Source organism: Mycobacterium sp. KBS0706 (assembly GCF_005938675.2).
Taxonomy (GTDB): Bacteria; Pseudomonadota; Alphaproteobacteria; order DSM-16000; family Inquilinaceae; genus Inquilinus.
On record NZ_VCCH02000040.1, the window covers coordinates 42111 to 61438 of the forward strand.

16 protein-coding genes are annotated in these 19328 nt (G+C 70.0%); 8 read left to right on the forward strand and 8 right to left on the reverse strand.

Going from position 1 to position 19328, the window contains the following annotated elements; translation table 11 throughout:
• On the reverse strand, positions 1-909 hold the full coding sequence (locus FFK22_RS21585) for an amidohydrolase (RefSeq protein WP_138888377.1): 909 nt from the start codon (positions 907-909) through the stop codon (positions 1-3).
• Positions 881-1633, reverse strand: coding sequence for a cupin domain-containing protein (locus FFK22_RS44815; RefSeq protein WP_373683758.1), 753 nt, complete (start codon positions 1631-1633; stop codon positions 881-883). The genes FFK22_RS21585 and FFK22_RS44815 overlap by 29 nt, the downstream gene beginning before the upstream one ends.
• Positions 1634-1741: 108 nt before the next feature.
• Between FFK22_RS44815 and FFK22_RS21595 the strand changes: the two genes are divergently transcribed.
• Both FFK22_RS21595 and FFK22_RS21600 read left to right on the forward strand, forming a co-directional pair.
• Positions 1742-2206, forward strand: a complete 465-nt coding sequence (locus FFK22_RS21595) for a hypothetical protein (RefSeq protein WP_138888376.1) — start codon at positions 1742-1744, stop codon at positions 2204-2206.
• Positions 2207-2308: 102 nt separating this feature from the next.
• The gene (locus FFK22_RS21600) at positions 2309-3370 is read left to right on the forward strand and encodes a DUF2333 family protein (protein WP_138888375.1); all 1062 of its coding nucleotides are present in this window, start codon (positions 2309-2311) and stop codon (positions 3368-3370) included.
• Between the two features lie 169 nt (positions 3371-3539).
• Here FFK22_RS21600 and FFK22_RS21605 read toward each other — a convergent pair whose 3' ends face one another.
• Together FFK22_RS21605 and FFK22_RS21610 are read right to left on the reverse strand one after the other, a co-directional pair.
• Entirely contained in the window at positions 3540-4460 is a 921-nt protein-coding gene (locus FFK22_RS21605; protein ID WP_138888374.1) for a dihydrodipicolinate synthase family protein, read from the reverse strand.
• Between the two features lie 15 nt (positions 4461-4475).
• On the reverse strand, positions 4476-5558 hold the full coding sequence (locus FFK22_RS21610; RefSeq protein WP_186002570.1) for an FUSC family protein: 1083 nt from the start codon (positions 5556-5558) through the stop codon (positions 4476-4478).
• A 132-nt stretch (positions 5559-5690) separates the two neighbouring features.
• On the opposite strand from FFK22_RS21610, the gene FFK22_RS21615 reads away from it, so the two are divergent.
• The 5 genes from FFK22_RS21615 (at position 5691) to FFK22_RS21635 (ending at position 10473) form a co-directional block, all read left to right on the forward strand.
• Positions 5691-6830, forward strand: coding sequence for an ABC transporter substrate-binding protein (locus tag FFK22_RS21615; RefSeq protein WP_186002571.1), 1140 nt, complete (start codon positions 5691-5693; stop codon positions 6828-6830).
• A 7-nt stretch (positions 6831-6837) separates the two neighbouring features.
• Complete coding sequence (locus FFK22_RS21620; RefSeq protein ID WP_138888372.1) at positions 6838-7920, forward strand: iron ABC transporter permease; 1083 nt, start codon at positions 6838-6840, stop codon at positions 7918-7920.
• The gene (locus tag FFK22_RS21625; protein WP_221938759.1) at positions 7911-8732 is read left to right on the forward strand and encodes an ABC transporter ATP-binding protein; all 822 of its coding nucleotides are present in this window, start codon (positions 7911-7913) and stop codon (positions 8730-8732) included. Before FFK22_RS21620 ends, FFK22_RS21625 begins: the two co-directional genes overlap by 10 nt.
• Before the next feature lie 156 nt (positions 8733-8888).
• Positions 8889-10133 (forward strand): molybdopterin-dependent oxidoreductase, encoded by a 1245-nt coding sequence (locus FFK22_RS21630; RefSeq protein ID WP_186002572.1) that lies wholly within the window; start codon positions 8889-8891, stop codon positions 10131-10133.
• A 10-nt stretch (positions 10134-10143) separates the two neighbouring features.
• Positions 10144-10473 carry a cytochrome c gene (locus FFK22_RS21635; RefSeq protein WP_138888371.1) on the forward strand — a complete coding sequence of 110 codons (330 nt, stop codon included), beginning with the start codon at positions 10144-10146 and terminating at the stop codon, positions 10471-10473.
• 58 nt (positions 10474-10531) lie between these two features.
• On the opposite strand, the gene FFK22_RS21640 is transcribed toward FFK22_RS21635, so the two are convergent.
• Together FFK22_RS21640 and FFK22_RS21645 are read right to left on the reverse strand one after the other, a co-directional pair.
• On the reverse strand, positions 10532-11065 hold the full coding sequence (locus FFK22_RS21640; protein WP_138888370.1) for a carboxymuconolactone decarboxylase family protein: 534 nt from the start codon (positions 11063-11065) through the stop codon (positions 10532-10534).
• Positions 11066-11138: 73 nt separating this feature from the next.
• Complete coding sequence (locus FFK22_RS21645; protein ID WP_186002573.1) at positions 11139-11684, reverse strand: peroxiredoxin; 546 nt, start codon at positions 11682-11684, stop codon at positions 11139-11141.
• Between the two features lie 139 nt (positions 11685-11823).
• Here FFK22_RS21645 and FFK22_RS21650 point away from each other — a divergent pair, with 139 nt between their 5' ends.
• Positions 11824-12780 (forward strand): LysR substrate-binding domain-containing protein, encoded by a 957-nt coding sequence (locus FFK22_RS21650; RefSeq protein ID WP_138888369.1) that lies wholly within the window; start codon positions 11824-11826, stop codon positions 12778-12780.
• Positions 12781-12789: 9 nt separating this feature from the next.
• Here FFK22_RS21650 and FFK22_RS21655 read toward each other — a convergent pair whose 3' ends face one another.
• Both FFK22_RS21655 and FFK22_RS21660 read right to left on the reverse strand, forming a co-directional pair.
• Positions 12790-17169 carry a translocation/assembly module TamB domain-containing protein gene (locus FFK22_RS21655; protein WP_138888368.1) on the reverse strand — a complete coding sequence of 1460 codons (4380 nt, stop codon included), beginning with the start codon at positions 17167-17169 and terminating at the stop codon, positions 12790-12792.
• Entirely contained in the window at positions 17169-18989 is a 1821-nt protein-coding gene (locus tag FFK22_RS21660; RefSeq protein ID WP_138888367.1) for an autotransporter assembly complex family protein, read from the reverse strand. Before FFK22_RS21660 ends, FFK22_RS21655 begins: the two co-directional genes overlap by 1 nt.
• Between the last annotated feature and the right edge of the window lie 339 nt (positions 18990-19328).

Below are 19328 nucleotides of genomic sequence, written 5' to 3' on the forward strand. Positions count from 1 at the left end.
TTACAGGGTATAGACGCTCGCAGCCGTGTCGCACATCAGCTGGCGTTTCTCCGCAGGGCTGCAGCCGTCGATCACCTCGAGATAGGCGCCATAGAGCTGCCGGAAGGTGCAGGACAATCTGCAGATCGGCATATGGCTTGCGAACATGCAGCGGCGCGGGCCGAAAGCTTCGATCGCGTCCAGGATCCATGGGCGGATCTGGGCCACCGTCCAGCGGATGCCGAAGATGCACTCCATCCCGAAGATCTTGAGCGCAACATTGGGCCGGCCGGCGACAGCGGCGATGCCGCGCTTCCAGGCCGACCGGCCGTCGTTCGTCAGGTCGAGAGGCCAGCCCATGACCGGCAGGACGAACTGGATGTCGGGGCAGGCGGCGGCCACGGCGGCGAGATCGAACAGCTGGGGACCGAAGACCTCGATTTCGCAGACGAGGTCGCGGCCGCGGAGCGATGCCACCCCGCGTCGCCAGGCGGCATCGGAGAGGAGGTCCGGCCCAGGCGCGAAGCGCAGCCGCGGGTCTGTCGGGTGCCAGCCCAGATGCTGGCGAACGCACCGGATGGGGCCTGCCGCGACGTGGGTATCCAGCATGCGCTCCAGATCGGGGCTTCGGAAGTCGACGAGCCCGATCATGCCGTTCGGCCGGCCGGTCGCCCGCGCCAGTTTCCCAGCCCAGCGTACCTCGCCCACCGGATCGTCCGAGATGAACTCGGCCCAGATCGTCTTGACGACGTTCAGCCCCGCCGTGTCCCGCCCGTAATCCTCGGGCCGGTAGACCCTCGGCAATGCGCTGTAGTCGCCGACAAGGACCTCGAAGCCGGCGCTGCGTTGCGCGAACACCGGATAGCGCAGATGCCTCGCATCGTAGAAGTGCTGATGGCAATCAAGAATGGGGAGGGCTTCGTCGTCCATGAATCAGACCCCTCGATCGACAAAAGGCCGGGTGAGCAGCCGCAGCGGAAACGGGCGGCCTCTCGGTTGGAAAAGCAGCGTCAGTCCGAATCTTCTGCTGCCGGAAGCCAGCGTCGGACGAACCCGCGGTCATCGTAGGCGGCCTCGAAAATCGACGATGCGAGCACGGCATGCATATGAAGCGTGCCCGATCCGGCATTTCGGAAGCCGTGCTTGCACCCGGCCGGAACGATGAGGTCTGGCCGCTGGTCAGAATGGCAGCCTCGTCATGGACCCAGATTTCGGCCTCGCCTGAAACGACTGTCAGAACCTCTTCGACCGCGTGGCTGTGTGTCGGAGCGCCCATGGATGGGGCGATCCATTGTTCGAATATGCAAAATTGACCGGCGCCGTTGCCGGCTGATGCAAGCATTCGCGTTTCCACTCCTGCCCGCCACTCCTCGCGTGCCTGCTCGCTGTGCGAGACGATCTTCATATGGATGCCTCCCATGCGCAGAACCTCTCTCCCTTCAGGCCGGGCCTCGGGGCGCACAAGACCGCGCGGTCCCGCGATGGCGCGACCACGGTCATTCCGATCCGACGTCGATTGGCCGCCGATTCCACCATCCGCGCTCCCGTGCCCGGCGCCAAGGTCCGATTCCGGTGTAGCCGCCGGACTTCCACCGCGACCTCGCCGATATCCTCGCACGGCCGTCCACTGATTCCTCGCCTGAAGCGGGCTCATCTGGCGTGGCCCTCGACAACGTCAGAAACGAGTGCGGAAATCTCCTGGTTCGGATCACTCATTCGCAACTTCGATTTGCCAAATTGTGGATTTCAAAAGGGGGGACGCATGCGCGCACCGGTTATGCAAGGTCGCGGCTTTTATAATCAGCACTCGGAAGTGCAGGCGCGCTCCGCCTTGGAAGCCGATGGCGTTCTGGAACGGGCGCTCGCCTCAGTCGCGATTTCGCCCGGTCCGCTCACCATTGCGGATTTCGGCTCGTCGCAGGGCCGCAATTCGATGCGCCACGCGCCGTTCGACAATGGTGACGTACCGGGATTGGCGCTGGAGGAGCCGGTGATCGCGGAGACACCGAACGCGGCCGTGCTGCGTTGGCGACAGACGGGTGACGCCGCGACATTCGCCGCCGACACAACCGCCTTCTTCATCGCCGCCTTCACGCCGTCGCTGTTCGGCGACGATGCCGCGCTGCGCGACCTGTTTGCCAGCCGCTTTGCCGAAGCCGTCGCGCTGGCTCCCGCCGAGGTGGCGCGGCCGCTGCTGACGGCGACGCTGCGGATCGTTCGCCGCTAGGGACAGGCCGGCCGGACAGTGCCACGCCGACGCGACGGGGCTGGCACCGGGACGCCGCCATCGCCATTCTGTGCCTCGGGACCACCAGCGGGCGAGGGGCAGGTGAGCGAACGGCCGGACGACATCTTCCAAGAGGACCTCGGTCCGGCCCGTCGCGGCTGGGGCGCGCGGCTGGGCGGCCTGTTCCGGCGCAGGACAAAGGCCGACTCCCCACCGCCGGCCGCACCGCCGCCGGCCGGAGGCCGGCGCTGGTCCCGCGCGGTCGCCTGGGGCATCGGCGGGCTGGTGGTGCTGTTCGTACTCTACATGGCGGTCGGCGCCTTCGTCGTGCACGCGGTCGACGACGACCCGGACTTCGCCGTGGCCGCGCCGGTGGCCAATGGCAGCCAGGCGGTCGAGATCGCCGCGGCGCTGATCGAGCGTGAGACCGGCGGCACCCATCGCTGGACCGCGAACGACCCGTTCTTCCTGCCGGGCTGGCTGCTCGACAACATGCCGAACTACCAGCAGGGCATCATCTACGCCCTGTCGCGCTTCACCGCCGAGATGGGCGACCAGATCGGCCGGTCGCGCGGCTCGTCGCAGGTGGATCCGGATCTCGACCGCGCCACCGGCCTGCTGCGCTATCCCGGCACGATCTGGCTGTTCGACCTCAGCACCTCCTGGGCGCCGACGGCGTCGTCGGAATCGCAGTACCGCGCCGCCGCGCGGGCGCTGCGCAGCTACAACGACCGGGTCGCGGCCGGCACCGCGCCGTTCGAGCGGCGGGCCGACAACCTGCTGCAGACGATCGACCGCTTCGCCGCCGATCTCGGCTCGCAATCCTCGGTGATCGCCGACCACATCGAGGCCAGCCGCGGCTGGATCATCGACACCCAGGCCGACGACATCTTCTATGCCACCAAGGGCCGACTCTACGCCTATTTCCTGGTGTTGCGCGCCCTCGGCCGCGACTTCGACGGGGTGATCGCCCAGTCCGGCGCGACCAAGATCTGGGACGAGATGGTCGACAATCTGCGCGAGGCGGCGGAGCTGCGGCCGCTGGTGGTGATGAACGGCCGCGCCGACGCCATGTTCCAGCCCAACCACCTGGCGGTGCAGGGCTTCTTCCTGCTGCGCGCCCGCACCCAGATGCGTGAGCTGTCGAACGTGCTGCGGAACTGACGGTCGGCCCACTTTTCCTCGTCATGACGGTCAATATTGCGGGCCGCCAGGATCAGGCTTTGGGAGCCCGTTCGAGAATGGGCGTGGCGTGAGTCGGCTGGTGGTGGTTTCGAGAACCGGAGCGCAGCGCACATTTGGTGCGTGAGCACCGGAAGCGGAGAAACCGCCGTCAGACGGCCGCGCCGGGTCCGTTATCGGACGGGCTCCGGCCGAACGGCCCCAGCGCCGCGGCGTGCCGCGCCACCAGGTCGAGGCCGAATTCGGTCGGGCGCAGCGCCGGCGCCCGGTCGTGCACCGCTAGGCCGGCCCGGGCGGCGAACAGGCGCTTGCCATAGCAGATCAGCGTCTCGATCGACTGCATGACGAAGACGATCGACGGCGCCACCCGGGCATAGGAAGCGGCGGCCGCCACCTCGTCGCCGGCTTGGTGCAGACGCTGGATCGCCACCGCGTGGTCGACCGCGTCCGGTGCCAGCAGGAAGCCGCTGCAGCCGGCGCGCAGGCTGTCGATCATCTCAAGCCCGCCGCGGCCGTTGAACACCCGCAGCTTTCCCTCGGTCGTGGCGATCAGCCGCTCGATCTCGACGGCCGAGCCCTCCGCCTTGATCAGGGTCATGTTGGCGCGCCGCCGCATCAGCCGGGCGACATCGTCGGCGGCCAGGCCGCGGCCGAGATATTGCGGCGCGTTCTGGATCGCCACCGGCAGCGCCGTCGCCTCCATCACCCGGCCGAAGAAATCGAGATACTCGCCCGCGCCATAGCTGCCGGCCGCCGGCGGCTGCAGGATCAGCCAGCCGGCCCCGGCCGCCTCGGCGGCGCGGACCATCGCCACCTGCTCGGCCACCGACGAACCGAAGATGGTGAATCCGACCGGCACCCGGCCGCCGACATCCTCGGCCACCCAGTCCATCAGCGCCCGCCGCTCGTCGAAGCCCAGCTTCGCCACCTCCGTGGCCAGGCCGAGGGCAGCGATGCCGGCGACCCCGGCCTGCAGGCACGTCTCCACCTGCCGGCGCATGGCGGCGCGGTCGAGCCGTTCCTCGGCGTCGAAGAAGGCGTAGAGGATGGCGTGGATCCCGGATGCGGTCATGGCGCTCTCCCGATGTCAGTCCGCCGTCAGCGGCGCCGTCGCCTCGCCCGCCTGCTCGTGCAGCCGCTCAGTCAGGTCGGCGAGGTTGTCGCGGAGTTGGGCGAAGGTGAAGGCCAGGGCGAAGGCCTGGCCGAATTCGCGGCCGTCCAGCCCGTCCCCGCCGGCGCCTCGCAGGGCGTCGACGCTGCTCTGCAGCGCCGCCACGGCCAGGTCGAGGGCGCTGCCGTCGCCCGGCGCGGCCTGCGCTTCCAGCGCCGCGGCCAGCGCTGTCATCCGCTTCTTCGCCGCCGTCACCGCCTGCTCCAGCGTCGCCCCCAGCGCCGCCTGCAGCGCCGGCGACAGTGGGGTGTGGGCCGCCCGGTTGAGGATGATCTCGCTGTACCACAGGCGGCGGATCGTGCGGATGATCGGGGCGGGGTCGAGATGCTCGGGGATCGCGCCGGGCCGCTCGCGCCGCGCCTCGTCCAGCTGGCCCTCGGCCTTGCGCATCAGAGTGCGGATGCGCTGGTTGATCGCGGTCGCGTCCCCCTCCGCCCCGCCCAGGCGCCCGGCGACCAGGGCCAGCAGGCCGGCGCATTGGCCGAGCAGCTCGGCGGCGGTCTCGCGCAGATGGTCGCGGGCGCGGACCGGCAGGATCAGCAGGGCGGCCAGCACCCCGACGACCGTGCCCAGGCTGATCTCCGCCACCCGCTGGAAGGCCGCGCCCAGTGGATCGGCATGGCTCGGGTCGGACAGCATGACGATCGCCGCGGTGACCGCGCCCAGGCGCAGATTGGGCCGCCGGGCGGCGATGTAGACCGTGGCCAGCATCACCAGCAGCAGCACCGTGCCGGTGCCCAGGGAAGAAGGGCCGGACAGCACCGCGCCGATCACCCCGAACACGGCGCCGATCAGGGTGCCGAGCAGCCGGTCGATGGTAGCGCCCAGCGTGGCGCCGAGCGTGGCCTGCAGCACGATCACCGCGGTCAGCACCGACCAATAGCCCTTGGGCAGGCCGAAGGCCTCGGCCAGGGCATAGGCGGCGACGGCGGCGATCGCGCCCCGCACCGCCTGGCGGACATGGATCGGATCCAGACGAGGCAGGGTCGGGCGGATCATCGCGACTCCGGGGCTGCAACGACAGCATGCCAGAGAGCGCAGGTGCGCTGCAGCATCGGCGATCGAGATTGAAAAGCACTCGCAATCGCAACATTCGCATGCTACCCAGCCCCGTTCACGACGGGGGTGCGTATGGGCGCGATGATGCGGATCCTGGCGGTGGCGGCGCTGGGCCTCTGGGCCGGCACGGCCGTTGCGGCGGACGACAAGATTGCGGTCACCGACCTGGCCGGGCGCACGGTCGAGGTGCCGAAGCATGTCGAGCGCATCCTGCTCGGCGAGGGGCGGCAGATCTACATCGTCGCCGCGCTGGATCGCGAGAACCCGATCGGCCGCATCGCCGGCTGGAAGGACGAGTTCGAGCGCTCCGACCTCGACACCTATCGGCTGTACCAGGCGAAGTTCCCCGGCATCGACGCCATCCCCGACATCGGCGACCCGGAGGAGGGCACGTTCAACGCCGAGCAGGCGATCGCGCTGAAGCCCGACGTGCTGTTCCTGCTGCTGGGCCAGAAGCAGGCGGCGGAGGAATCCGGGCTGGTCAAGACGCTGGAGGGCGCCGGCATCGCCACCGTCTTCATCGACTTCCGCGACGAGCCCTTCACCAACACCGAGCCCAGCGTGCGGCTGTTCGGCCAGATCCTCGGCCGGCAGGACCGGGCCGAGGACTTCATCGCCTTCTACCGCCAGAAGCTGGACCTGGTGCTGGGCCGGTTGTCCAAGGCGGATGCGCCGAGGCCGAAGGTGATGTTCGAGCGCGCGGCCGGTACCGGCTGGGGCGCGGAATGCTGCGCCTCCTTCGGCGACGAGAATTTCGGCCGCATGGTGCGGATGGCGGGCGGCACCAACATCGCCGCCGGCCTGATCCCCGGCGCCTTCGGCGTGCTGAACCCGGAGCAGGTGACGGTCGCCAACCCGGACGTGGTGATCGCCACCGGCGCCAACTGGTCGCAATTCGTGCCGGACGGCGGCTGGGTCGGCCTCGGCCCCGATGCCGACCAGGCGGCGGCGAAGGACCGGCTGGCGGCGCTGGTGCGGCGCCCGGCCTATACCGGCGTCAAGGCGGTGGCCGATGGCCGCGTCCACGCCATCTGGCACCAGTTCTACGATAGCCCCTACCAGTTTGTCGGGGTGCAGCAGATCGCCAAATGGCTGCACCCCGATCTGTTCGCCGATCTCGACCCGGAGGCGACGTTCCGCACCCTGCACGAGCGCTTCCTGCCGATCCCGTACCGGCCGGGCTACTGGGTCTCGCTGTCTCCCGCGGGCTGAAGGTCTCATGGTCGACCACACCTCTCCGATCCCGATCGACACCCATCTGCGCGCCGGCCGTGCCGCTTATCGCGGCCTGGCCCGGCGCAAGCTGCTGCTGCTCGCGGCCCTGGCCGCGGCGCTGCTGGTCAGCCTGGTGCTCGACATCGGCATCGGCCCGGCGCGCTACGGCGTTGGCGAGGTGGTGTCGGCCCTGGTCTCGCCCTCCGACGTGCCGGCGACGCTGCGGGTGGTGATCTGGGACATCCGCCTGCCGGTGGCGCTGATGGCCGTGGTGGTCGGCGCCGCTTTGGCCGTGGCCGGGGCGCAGATGCAGACGGTGCTGAACAACCCGCTGGCCGACCCCTTCACCCTCGGCATCTCGGCCGCCGCCAGCTTCGGCGCGGCGCTGGCGATCGTGCTCGGCGTGGCGCTGATCCCCGCCCTGACCGACATCATGGTGCCGGTCAACGCCTTCCTGATGGCGCTGGTGGCGTCGCTGGGGCTGCACGCGCTGAGCCAGCGCCGCGGCGTGACCATGGAGACGGTGGTGCTGCTGGGCATCGCCATCGTCTTCACCTTCAACGCCCTGTTGTCGCTGCTGCAATATGTGGCGTCGGAACAGGCGCTGGCGGCGGTGGTGTTCTGGACCATGGGCAGCCTGGGCAAGGCCAGTTGGGGCAAGCTGGCAGTCACGGCGATCGTCCTGGTCGTGCTGCTGCCCTTGATGGCGCGCCGGGCCTGGCAGCTGACGGCGCTGCGCCTGGGCGAGGACAAGGCCTGCAGCTTCGGCATCGATGTCCGCCGGCTGCGGCTGGAGACGATCCTGGCCGTTAGTCTGCTGGCCGCGGTGCCGGTCGCCTTCGTCGGCACCATCGGTTTCGTCGGGCTGGTCGGGCCGCACATCGCCCGCATGCTGATCGGCGAGGACCAGCGCTTCTTCCTGCCGGCCTCGGCCCTGGCCGGGGCGCTGATGCTGTCCGCCACCTCGATCGTGTCGAAGTCGATCGTGCCGGGCGTGATCTTGCCCGTAGGCGTGATCACCGCGCTGGTCGGCGTGCCGTTCTTCTTCAGCCTGATCCTGGCCAGCCGGCGCCGCGCATGGCAATGACCCCCGTGACCCTGGAGTTGCGCGACGTCTCGGTCGCCTACGGCCGCCGGGCGGTGCTGCACGGCATCACCACCCCGGTGATGGCGGGCGGCGAGGTCACCGCCGTGATCGGCCCGAACGCGGTCGGCAAGTCCAGCCTGTTCCGCCGCATCGCCGGGCTGATCGGCGGCCCGGGCGAGGTGCTGGTCGACGGCCGCCCCGCCGGCAACTGGGACCAGGGCGACGCGAACCGGCCCTGCCACCTGCCGCAAGAGGCAGTGGTGAACGCCGTCCTCACCGTGCTCGAATCCGTGCTGCTGGCGCGCAAGAGCAGCGCCGGCTGGCGCGTCGACGACAGCGATCTCGACGCTGTCACCCGCACCCTGGCGCTGCTCGAGATCGACGACCTCGCCATGCGCAGCCTGGGCGAGCTCAGCGGTGGCCAGAAGCAGCTGGTGTCGATCGCCCAGGCGCTGGTGCGCGACCCGCGCATCCTGTTGATGGACGAGCCGACCAGCGCGCTCGACCTGCAGCGCCAGGTCGAGGTGCTGACCCTGATCCGCGACCTCGCTCGCAGCCGGGGCCTCTGCGTGCTGATCGCGCTGCACGACCTGAACCAGGCGGTGCGCTTCACCGACCGGGTGCTGGTGCTGCGGGAGGGCCGCGTCGCCGCCTGCGGCGAGCCGCGCGAAGTGGTCACCGCCGCGATGCTGCGCGAGGTCTACGGCGTCGAGGCGCGGATCGAGACCTGCTCCGACGGCATGCCGATGGTGCTGGCCGACCGCTCCACCCGCCGGCGCCGCATCCCGCTCGACCGGCTGGCGGCGGAATAGGCCGGGACCGGTCAATCAGCATCATCGATCAAAATCACAAGCTCAATCTGTTGGATCGATTGACGCTTTCGTGAAACCGTTCGAAGCTCCTCATGACCGCGGGCCCGGCGATCGGATCTCACCGGCCTGGCACGCGCCGCACCAGGGACTTCGAAGATGGCTTCAGCGTTCGAGACCGATCCGCACCGCAACGCGATGACGCGCCGGCGCCTGCTCGGCATGGCGGGGTTGGGCGGCCTGGCCACGATCTCGGCTCCGGCCTGGGCGCAGTCGATGGTCGATCTGCCTTTGCCGGGCGGTCCGACGGCGCGGCCGATCGCCACCGACTTCCCGGAAAAGGGGGCGATGATCGTGCAGCGAACGCGCCCGCCGATGCTGGAGACGCCCTGGGAGGTCTTTGACAAGGGCGTGTTCACGCCGAACGACCAGTTCTATGTGCGCTGGCACTGGGCGGTCATTCCGACCGAGATCGATGTCGACAGCTTCCGGCTCGCCGTGCACGGGCATGTCGGCCAGCCCCTGTCCCTGTCGCTCGATGACATCCTGCACGGCCTGCCGCGGGTCGAGCTCGCCGCCGTCAATCAGTGCTCCGGCAATTCGCGCGGCTTCTTCGAGCCGCGGGTCCCCGGGGGGCAATGGGCGAATGGCGCCATGGGCAACGCGGTATGGGCCGGGGTGCGGCTGAGGGACGTGCTGGACCGGGCGGGGGTCAAGCCCGGCGCGGTCCAGGTGCGCCTGCGCGGCCTGGACGAGCCGGTGGTGGACGACGCGCCGCGGTTTATCAAGTCGCTCGACATCGACCATGCCCGGGACGGCGAGGTGATGATCGCCTACGCCATGAACGGCGCGCAGTTGCCGCTGCTGAACGGCTTCCCGCTGCGGCTGGTCGTGCCCGGCTGGTACGCGACCTACTGGGTGAAGATGCTCAGCGACATCGAGGTGCTGGATCAGCCCGACACGAACTACTGGATGAAGACCGCCTACACCATCCCGGACACGCCGCATGCCGACATCAGGCCGGGCCAGACGGGCGTGCCCACGGTCCCGATCAACCGGATGGTGCCGCGGTCCTTTGTCACGAATGTCGCGACGGGAGGCTCGCTGCCTGCCGGCAAGCCGGCCGCGCTGCGCGGCCTCGCCTTCGGCGGGGACTGCGGGGTCACCGCCGTGGACATCTCGGTCGACGGTGGCACCTGGCAGCCGGCCCGGCTGGATGCCGACCATGGCCAATACAGCTTCCGGGCCTGGACTGCCGAGACCGTGTCGCTGCCCCCGGGCAGGCATGCCGTGGCGGTCCGCTGCACCAACAGCAAGGGCCAGGCCCAGCCCGACAGGCCCAACTGGAACCCGGCGGGCTTCATGCGCAACGTCATCGAGACCATCGACATCACGGCGGCCTGAGGAGGGTCCGATGCTTCGCAACTTGTGGATCGCCGGCCTGCTGTGCGCCGTGCCGATGGCCTGGACGGTCCGGGCTGCCACGCCGTTCGAGCTCAAATCGGTCTCGGTCGACCTTCCCGACAGCGATCGGACGTTTCCGGGAGGAGCCGAGGCTGAGGCGATCAACAACAACTGCCTGGCCTGCCACTCGGCCGGCATGGTGCTGAACCAGCCCGCCCTGTCGAAGGACGCCTGGACGGCTGTGGTCAACAAGATGGTCAAGACGTACAAGGCCCCGGTCGCGCCGGAGGATGTCGCCCCGATCATCGAGTATCTGGCGACGCTTCCGGCCGGCAAATAGCGGGAAACGAAAAGGCCCGCCGGAGGCGGGCCTTGCGTCGAGCCGGAGCCGGAAGCCTTCAGGCGGCCAGCTTCTCCTCGGCGTCCAGGGTGGCGGCCACGGCGTGGATCACCGCGGCGATCCGGATCACGGCCTGGACCACGTCCTTGCCGACGCCCTTCTTGGCGACGACCTGCTCATGGCTGTCCATGCACATGCCGCAGCCGTTGATCGCCGACACGGCCAGCGAATACAGCTCGAAATCCACCTGGTCGACGCCGGGATTGGCGATCGCGTTCATGCGCAGCCGCGCCGGCATGGTCGCATAGTCCTTCTCGGACACGAGGTGGGTGAAGCGGTAGTAGATGTTGTTCATGCCCATGATCGCCGCCGCGGTCTTGGCGGCGCCCTGCGCCTCGGGCGACAGGTGCTGCGCCGCCTCGGCCGCGATCGCCTTGATCACGGTGGCGTTGCGCGAGGCATAGGCGCTGGCCAGGGCCGAGCCCCAGATCTGCTGGGCGGTCACGCCGGGCGGGGTCAGAATCGAGGACAGGTTGAGCTTCAGATCCTTGGCGTAGTCGGGAAGGCTGGCCTTCAGCGTGTCGATCGACATGGGGGCTCCGGCGGGACTGGGACAAGACGGTGGCCGGCCCGCTTGGGGCCGGCCGGAGAGACAGGACGCCGGATCAGGCGGCCTGCAGGGTCTCCTCGCCCTTCTGCCAGTTGCAGGGGCACAGCTCGTCGGTCTGCAGCGCGTCGAGCACGCGCAGAACCTCGTGCGGGTTGCGGCCGACCGACATGTCGTTGACCGAGACGAAGCGGATGATGTTGTCCGGGTCGACGATGAAGGTGGCGCGCAGGCAGACTTCCTCGTTCTTCTCGAGGATGCCGAGCGAGCGGCTGAGATCCTTGCGGATGTCGGCCAGCATCGGGATCGGCAGGTCCTTCAGGTCGGCGTGGTTCTGGCGCCAGGCCAGATGCACGAACTCGCTGTCGGTCGAGACGCCGTAGGTCAGCGCGTCACGGTCGGCGAAGTCGCCGGCCAGCTTGCCGAACGCGGCGATCTCGGTCGGGCAGACGAAGGTGAAGTCCTTCGGCCAGAAGAACACGATCTTCCACTTGCCCTTGCTGGCGGCGCGGTCGATCTGCGTGAAGGCGTCCTTCGGATTGGTCGAGACAACGGCCTGGAGCGAGAAATCCGGGAAGGTGTCGCCAATGGTCAGCATGGGCATCGAGAGGCTCCGTGGGATCTGCGTTCGTTGGGTTTTGTGTGCGGCGCAACAGCGTTGGTGCCGCAGTGCAGCAAGGGGATAGCAAGCCGGAGTCCCACAATCAAATCGATTGTTCCGACAATTATGATAGCCTGAGCCTATGAACCAACCGATCACCCTGCGGCAGCTCCGCTATGTCGTCGCCGTCGCCGACACGCGCCATTTCGGCCGCGCCGCGGCCGCCTGCCATGTCAGCCAGCCCTCGCTCAGCGCCCAGGTCCAGGCGCTGGAGGAGATGCTGGGCGGGCCGCTGTTCGAGCGGTCGAAGCGCCGGATCATCCTGACCCCGTTGGGCGAAACCATCGTTGCCCGGGCGCGGCGCATTCTGGCCGAGACCCAGGACCTGCTGCTGGCCGCCCGCGACCAGGCGGCGCCGCTGGCCGGCGACTTCCGGCTCGGCGTGATCCCGACGCTCGGGCCCTATCTGCTGCCGCGGCTGATGCGCACGCTGCGCCGCACCTATCCCGACCTGCGCCTGTATCTGCGCGAGGACCTGACCGACCGGCTGGTCGAGCGGCTGCGCCGCGGCGAGCTGGAGGCGGCGTTGCTGGCCCTGCCGGTCGAAGATGCCAAGCTGGACTCGCTGCCGGTGTTCGACGAGCCCTTCCTGCTGGCCGTGCCGACCGGCCACCGGCTGGCCCGGGCCAACCGGGTGACGCCGGCCGACCTGTCGGGCGAGCATCTGCTGCTACTGGAGGACGGGCATTGCCTGCGCGACCAGGCGCTGGAGGTGTGCCGCAGCGCGGCGCGGACCGAGGAGGATTCGTTCGGCGCCACCAGCCTGTCCACCCTGCGTGAGATGGTGGCCGGGCGGATCGGCATCACCCTGCTGCCGGCCCTGGCCTGCACCGCGCCGACCACGGCCGACAGCGAGGTCGCGCTCAGGCCCTTCGACGCGCCGCAGCCGTCGCGGCGGATCGGGCTGGTATGGCGTCGGGGGGCGGCGCGGCGGGGCGAGATCGAGATGCTGGCCGAGTTTCTGCGCCAGCACCTGCCGGAAGGCGCGGTGGCGGTCCCGCGGGACGGCGAGGAGCCGGGCCGGAGAGCCGCCGGCTGACGGCGGCGGTCAGTAGTCCCACTCCATGGTCACGCCGACGCCGCCGCCGCTGTCGCCGCCGGCCTCGGCCTTGCCCTTGATGTTGTCGGTGATGTCGATGGTGACCGTCGCCCGGGTGCTGCCGGCGTCGATGCCCTGCTCCACCCCGACCCGCACGCCCTTGGTGAGGTAACGGCCGAGGCCGATCGCCGAGCCGCCGGAGGCGTCGGTGTTGAAGTCGAGCTGGTCGAGGCCGAGCGACTTCTGGATGCCGCCGAGCAGCCCGGTGCCGCCGCCGCCGACGCCTGCCATTTCCGCCGCCGCCTGGGCCAGCTGGATCGCCTGAACCGGGCTGAGCTGGCCGGTGGCCTTGCCGAACAGCAGGCGCGACAGCACCTCGTCCTGCGGCAACTCCGGCGACGAGCTCAGCGTCAGCTCCGGTTTCGAGGCATAGCCGCCGACCTGGATATAGGCGGTGACGTCGCCGGTCCGGGTCGAGGCCAGGAAGTCCAGCCGCGGATCCAGCGCCCCGCCGTCGAAGCTGAGATTGCCGTGCTCGAAGTCCAGGCGCTGGCCGAATTTCGAGATCTGGCCGCGCCGCATCTTGAAGTCGCCTTCAATGTCGGGGGTGGAGGTCGTGCCGGTGATATGGAGCTGGCCCTGCATTTCGGCGTCGATGCCCTGGCCGCGGACATAGAACTGGTTCGGCGAATCGACGTTGATGTCGAGCCGGATCTGCGACGGCGGCTTCTGCGGCTGGTTCCGCTCCCGATTCCGGTTCCGGCTCTGCGGCGTCGCCGTGTTGAGGGCAACGCCCTCCGCCTTCATTCGGGCCGCATATTCCGGCGGCACGTTGATCTGGCGCACCGGGATCGGCGTCACCGAGACCGGGAAGCTGTCGGGGATCTGGATGACGGCGTTGCGAATCTTGATCGAGCCCTGGAACACCGCGTCGGCCGACAGGTCCCCAGACAGGGACAGGTCGCTGTCGGCATGGGCCGTCGCCAGCTCGCTGGACACCAGCAGCGCGTTGCTGGTCTGGATCTTCAGGTCGACCGGCAGGCTGCCGCGTGGGCCCAGGGTGACGCTGCCGCTGCCGCTGATGGTTCCGCCGCCCGGCGTCTTGGCGGACAGGCTGGTCAGGCGGAAGCTGTCGCCGGCGCCGGTCACGGTGGCGTCGATGTTCTGTAGCCGGACGCCGTATTCCGAGTTCTGATAGCTGCCGTTGCGCAGCGTGACGGTGCCGGAGGCCTGCGGCTTGTCCGGCGTGCCCTCGATCCTGACATCGAGCGACAGCGGGCCGCCGATGCGGTCGGCGCCCGCGCCCAGGAAGTCGTTGAACATCGCCAGGTCGACCTGGCCCTTGGCCGAGCCCGAAAGCGCCCCGCCGCCCAGCGGCACCGCGGCCTGCAGGTCCAACCGGGCGCGGCCGGCGGTGACCCGGCTGGTGACGGTGATGCGCTGCCCGCCGAGCGTGCCGTCAGCGGTGGCGTCGACCGCGGGCAGGCCGGCGGTGTCGAGGCCGCCCATCTTGGCGCCGGAGACCTTCAGCGAGAACTTGCCGCCAGGGTCGGCGGCGCTGCCGGTGATGGTGGCGTCGCCGTTCAGCTGCCCCTGCAGCTGGAGGCCCGGGCTGGCGATCGAAGCCAGGCCGAGCGGCAGCCGGGCGATGCGGGCGCGCAGGTCCAGCGCGTCGCCGGCCTTGCCCGACAGGCTGACGCTGCCGCCGCCGCTGACCGCGAGGTCGATGGTGCCGAGATCGACGCCGGCGGCGCCGGCGCGGATGGTGGCCGGCTTCGACAGGGTGAGCGACTGGCCGGACTGGCGGATCGCCAGGCTCTTCAGCCCGACCACCGTCTCGGCTCCGTTCAGGCCGATATCGGCGGCCATGTCGGCGGTGCCGTAGCCGGTCGCGGCCTGCAGCTTCAGCGCCAGCTGCTGCATCGTGCCGGCGACGGTCAGCTCGGCCCGGCTGATCGGGGTGCCGCTGGCGGTGGCGTTGGTCACCAGCAGCTTGCCGTCCTGGATGCGCCTTCCGTCGGCCATCGGGTCGAGCACGGTGCCGGTCAGCCGGATCTCGCCGAGCTGGGCCTGGTCGGCATAGGCGACGCGCCGGGCGGTCAGGTCGATCTTGGCGCCGGCTGTGGGGTCGAGCGTCAGGGTGGCGTCCAGCTCGCCGCGCAGCGCCTGGCCGATGAAGGCGCCGACCACGCCGAGATCGGCGACCGTCAGGCGGATGGTGCCGCCGACCGGCTTGCCGTCCGCCGCCACCGCTGCGTTGCCGTCGGTCTTGATGCCGGCGACGTCCAGCACCAGCCTGCTGACATCGATGCCGCCATCCGGCTTCCGGGCCAGCGCGATGTCGCCGGTGGCCGGCTTGCCGTCGACCGTGCCGGCCAGCTTGACCGTGCCGGCGGGGGCGGCGGGCAGGCCGGCGGCGTCGATGTCGACGATCAGGTGCTCGACCGTATGGCCGGCGGTCTTCACCCCCTCGGCCACGACCTGGCCCTTGACGCCGAGCGCGCCGATGCTGCCGGACAGGGCGGCGTCGACCGACACCGCGCCCTCGACGCCGGGCGAGACCGCGGCGATCGAGCCGAGCGCCGCCTTGACCGTGCCCTGGATTGCGTCGCCATCCAGCGTCCCGGCAGCGTCGAGCGAGGCCTTCTCGCCCTTCACGCTGATGCCGGACACGGTGATCTTGCCGCCGGCGTCGCGCTCGATCCGGCCGGTCAGCGTCGCCTCCCGGCCGAGCACCGCGGCGGTCGGTGTCGCCTCGGCCTTCGGCTCGGCGATGGTGCCGGTCCATTCCAGGGTGGCGGCGCCGTCGGCGGCCAGCGTCGGCTTCACCGTGAGGTCGAGCGCGCCGGAGATCGGCTGGCCAACGAGGGCGGACAGACGGCCGAGATCGGCATAGGTCAGGTGCAGCGCGCCGGCGCCGGAGGGTGCCAGCGCATCGCCCTGGCCGCTCGCGGTCACCACCGCGCCGTCCAGCCGGGTCTCCAGCCGGTCGATCACCGTCTTGCCCGACTGGGTGGCGCTGCCGTCAAGGCTGAGCTGCAGGGTGTGGCCGGCCGCCGTCTCCAGCACCGGATCGCCGAGCGCCAGGCCGTCGGCGGCGGCGGTGACGTGCAGGCCGATCGGCGCCTCGGGGTCGGAGAACGGGCCGTGTGGCGTCGCCGTCAGGTCGACCGCCAGCGTGCCGGCCCCATAGGGGGCCTGGCGCAGCCCGGCACCGCGGATCGCGGCCACGATCACCGGTGCATCCAGCGCACCCTTGGCGGTGCCGTCGACCGCGAGCGATTCCCAGCCAGTGTCCGGCGGCAGCAGCGTGGCGAAGCCGGCGGCGGCGCCGGCCCGGAGCGTGTAGGCGAGAGCGACCTGGTTGCCGGTCGGGTTCACGCTGCCGGTGACCGAGACGCTGCCGGCGGCGGCCGCGGCGTCGAGCTGGCGGATGGTGATCGGGCCGGTATCGGCGATCTCGGCCTCGGCCTTCAGCGTCGTCCGGCCCTGCAGCAGCGGGGCGGCGGTGGCGGCGAGCGCGGCCGGGACCAGCCGGGCCGCGTCGGCGCTCAGATCGACGGTCAGGCGCCGGCGACCTTCGCCCGGCTCGATCCGGACCTGGCCCTCGACGCTCCCCAGGTCGCCGACCTTGCCGGCCAGGGTGGCGCGCCAGTCGCGCAAGGTGCCGGTGCCGTTGAGCTTGAGGTCGACCGGCGGCTGCCCGGGAAACTGGGCCATGCCGGCGATCAGGCCGCCCGGCGGCTCCTGCACCGACACGGCGACGTCGAGCTGCTCGGTCGACGGGATGAAGGCCAGCCTGGCGGTGATGTCGCCGGCGGCGCCGTCCAGCCGGCGGACGGCGAGGTTGGCGGCCAGCCCCTGCGACGGGTCGCCCAGCTGGGCGTCGCCGGCCACGCTCAGCGTTGCCGCCAGCCCGGCGACGGCCGGGCCGACCGCGATCCGCTCGACATTCAGCCGGTCGAGCCGGATGTCGACCGGCAACCGCGGCAGCGAGAAGCCGGTGGAGTTCGGCTCCGGCTCCGGCTCGGCGCCGCCGGCAGGCAGGCGGTCGACCGTGACCGTGCCGGCCTCCACCGCGTCGACCCGCAGGGTGCGGCGCAGCAGCGCCGCCGGGCTCCAGGCCAGGCGGGCCCAGTCGACCGTCACCATCTTGCCGGCGGGGTCGGATACGGCGACATCGCGCACCGTCATGTCGAAGGGCACGAAGCCCTCGATCGCGCCGACCGAGACCTGCATCTCCGGCGAGCTCGCCAGGCTGCCGGCCTGCTCGGCGATCAGGCGCTTGCCGGGGCCGGTCTGCGCCGCCGCGAAGACGATCAGCAGCAGCGCCACCGGCAGGCCGATGACGACCGCGAGGATGATCAGGAGAATCCGCAGCGCGCGCATCAGAAGGCCTGCCCGATGCTGATGTAGAGCTGGAAGCTGTCGTCGCTCTTGCGCTTGTTCAGCGGGACGGCGATGTCGGCGCGGATCGGCCCGATGCCGGTGTAGTAGCGGGCGCCTAGCCCGGCGGCGTACTGGATGTCACTGCCGAAATCCGGGACGCTCTTCTCATAGACGCCGCCGGCGTCGAAGAACGGCACGATGCCGATCGTGTCGGTGATCTTGTAGCGCAGTTCCAGGCTGCCGATGATCGAGCTGAGGCCCCCGGTCGGATTGTCGTTCTTATCCAGCGGGCCGATGCTCTGGTACTTGTAGCCGCGCACGCTGCCGCCGCCGCCGGCATAGAGCCGCTTGTCGGGCGGCACGTCGGCGATGTCCGGCCCGGCGATGCTGCTGATGCCCAGCTGCCCGGCCAGGATGATGTCGCCGTCGCCACCCGACAGGTCGATATAGGTCGACCCCAGCGCCTTGGCCACGATCATGTCGACCGAGGAGCCGAGGAAGCTGGGATAGGGGGTCAGCGACAGCTGCGCCCGGTAGCCCTTGGTCGGGTTCAACAGGTTGTCGGTGGTGTCGATCTTGGCGCCGAGCGGGATGCCGACGAAGGTGTAGTCCCACTCGCCCTCGTCATTCTCGACATGGCCGATTTCGAAGCTGAGCCCGGCCAGCAGGTCGATCTCCTTCGAGTATTTGTAGGTGGCGATGCCCTGCACCAGGCCGCGGGTGCTGGTGTAGGCGTCCAGCACCTCGCGCACCGCCTCGGCCTTGGCGTCGAGCGTGGTGTCGCGGTCGAGGAAGCCCGGCACCTTGAGGGAAACGCCGAACTTGAAGTTCGGCTCGGCGGCGTCGTTGTAGCCGAGGCCGCTGACCTCGCCGTCGATCCGCAGTTGCTCGGCCCCGCCCCACAGGTTGCGGTGGCCCCAATAGGCGTTCACGCCAGCGCCGTAATTGGTCTCGTATTTGGCCCCGAAGCCGATGAAGCGCAGCGGCCGCTCCTGCACCGCGATGGTGACCGGCACGTTGCCCTGAGCGTCGATCTGGTCCGCGGTGGTGACGCGGACGCTGCTGAATACGCCCAGATCGGCCAGGTCCTTGCGCAGATCCTGGACCTGCTGCGGCGAATAGGTCTGGCCGACCTCGAAGGGCACGCGGCTGCGGATGAAGCTTTCCCGGACCGTCTCCTCGCCTTCCACCGTCACCGGGCCGAAGCCGGCCTTGGGCCCTGGGTCGAGAAACTCGGTCAGGTCCATGCTCTGGTCGGCATGGTCGACCACCGCGTCGCGCGACGGCACTTTGGCCAGCGGATAGCCCTGGTCGTTCATCTGCGCCACCATGGCGCCCTCGGCGCTCAGGATCGTCGCCGACAGCGCGGGCTTGCCGGGATCGAGGCCGAGCGGCTCCCGGTCGATCACCAGCGGCAGCTGGTCCGACCCGTTGGTGTCGGCCAGCCGCACGGTCTTGAATTTATAAGATGGACCGAGATCGATCTTGATCGAGACCTTGACCGGATCCTTGCCCTGCCGCGCCGTCAGCCGGTCGATCAGCCCGGGATCGTCCAGGGCCACGCCGTCGATGGTGATGTTGATCTGGCCGCCGTAATACGACAGCGCCCCCAGCGCACCGTACAGCCGGTCGCGGTCGGCCAGCGCCCGGCGGACCAGCCCGACCGGGCCGGCAGGCGGGCTGGACTGCAGCTTCAGCAGGTTCGAGGCGCCGGTCAGCGCCGCCGTCGCGTTCTCGTCCGCGACCGGTTCCAGCGTCGCCGTGTAGGGCAGCGCGTCGGGCAGTGGCGCCGCCTCGGCCGCCGCGTCACCGTCCGTCACGGGCTCGTCCTGGGCCAGCAGCGCTGCCGAAGGAACCAATGCAGCGAGGAGGCCGAGCCACCCGAACCTGCCCAGTCTTGCCCGCAATCCCGCGCTCCCCCTATCGCTGCGCGCCCGTGGCTGCCCGCCGCTCGCGCTCCGGTTGTGCCGTGATGGGAACACATACCATGCAACTTTCGTTGCCTTGGTTGCCTTAAATTCTCTCTCGACTTTTCAACGATTTGGCGCCTCGACTTGCGTTCGGCGCCGATCTGCCTATATTGCGCTGCAGCGGCGGCTGGGGCGTTGGCAAGACGACCCGTCCGCCGTCCTTTGTTTTGCCCGCACGCTTCCCGCCCT

What these genes read in the sequence shown, in the direction of transcription:
- FFK22_RS21635 (WP_138888371.1), top strand. Translation starts at nt 10,144, where the DNA reads ATGCTTCGCAACTTGTGGATCGCCGGCCTGCTGTGCGCCGTGCCGATG.
- FFK22_RS21655 (WP_138888368.1), bottom strand. Translation starts at nt 17,169, where the DNA reads ATGCGCGCGCTGCGGATTCTCCTGATCATCCTCGCGGTCGTCATCGGC.
- FFK22_RS21620 (WP_138888372.1), top strand. Translation starts at nt 6,838, where the DNA reads ATGGTCGACCACACCTCTCCGATCCCGATCGACACCCATCTGCGCGCC.
- FFK22_RS21640 (WP_138888370.1), bottom strand. Translation starts at nt 11,065, where the DNA reads ATGTCGATCGACACGCTGAAGGCCAGCCTTCCCGACTACGCCAAGGAT.
- FFK22_RS21650 (WP_138888369.1), top strand. Translation starts at nt 11,824, where the DNA reads ATGAACCAACCGATCACCCTGCGGCAGCTCCGCTATGTCGTCGCCGTC.
- FFK22_RS21625 (WP_221938759.1), top strand. Translation starts at nt 7,911, where the DNA reads ATGGCAATGACCCCCGTGACCCTGGAGTTGCGCGACGTCTCGGTCGCC.
- FFK22_RS21645 (WP_186002573.1), bottom strand. Translation starts at nt 11,684, where the DNA reads ATGCCCATGCTGACCATTGGCGACACCTTCCCGGATTTCTCGCTCCAG.
- FFK22_RS21595 (WP_138888376.1), top strand. Translation starts at nt 1,742, where the DNA reads ATGCGCGCACCGGTTATGCAAGGTCGCGGCTTTTATAATCAGCACTCG.
- FFK22_RS21605 (WP_138888374.1), bottom strand. Translation starts at nt 4,460, where the DNA reads ATGACCGCATCCGGGATCCACGCCATCCTCTACGCCTTCTTCGACGCC.
- FFK22_RS44815 (WP_373683758.1), bottom strand. Translation starts at nt 1,633, where the DNA reads ATGAGCCCGCTTCAGGCGAGGAATCAGTGGACGGCCGTGCGAGGATAT.
- FFK22_RS21610 (WP_186002570.1), bottom strand. Translation starts at nt 5,558, where the DNA reads ATGATCCGCCCGACCCTGCCTCGTCTGGATCCGATCCATGTCCGCCAG.
- FFK22_RS21630 (WP_186002572.1), top strand. Translation starts at nt 8,889, where the DNA reads ATGGCTTCAGCGTTCGAGACCGATCCGCACCGCAACGCGATGACGCGC.
- FFK22_RS21615 (WP_186002571.1), top strand. Translation starts at nt 5,691, where the DNA reads ATGGGCGCGATGATGCGGATCCTGGCGGTGGCGGCGCTGGGCCTCTGG.
- FFK22_RS21585 (WP_138888377.1), bottom strand. Translation starts at nt 909, where the DNA reads ATGGACGACGAAGCCCTCCCCATTCTTGATTGCCATCAGCACTTCTAC.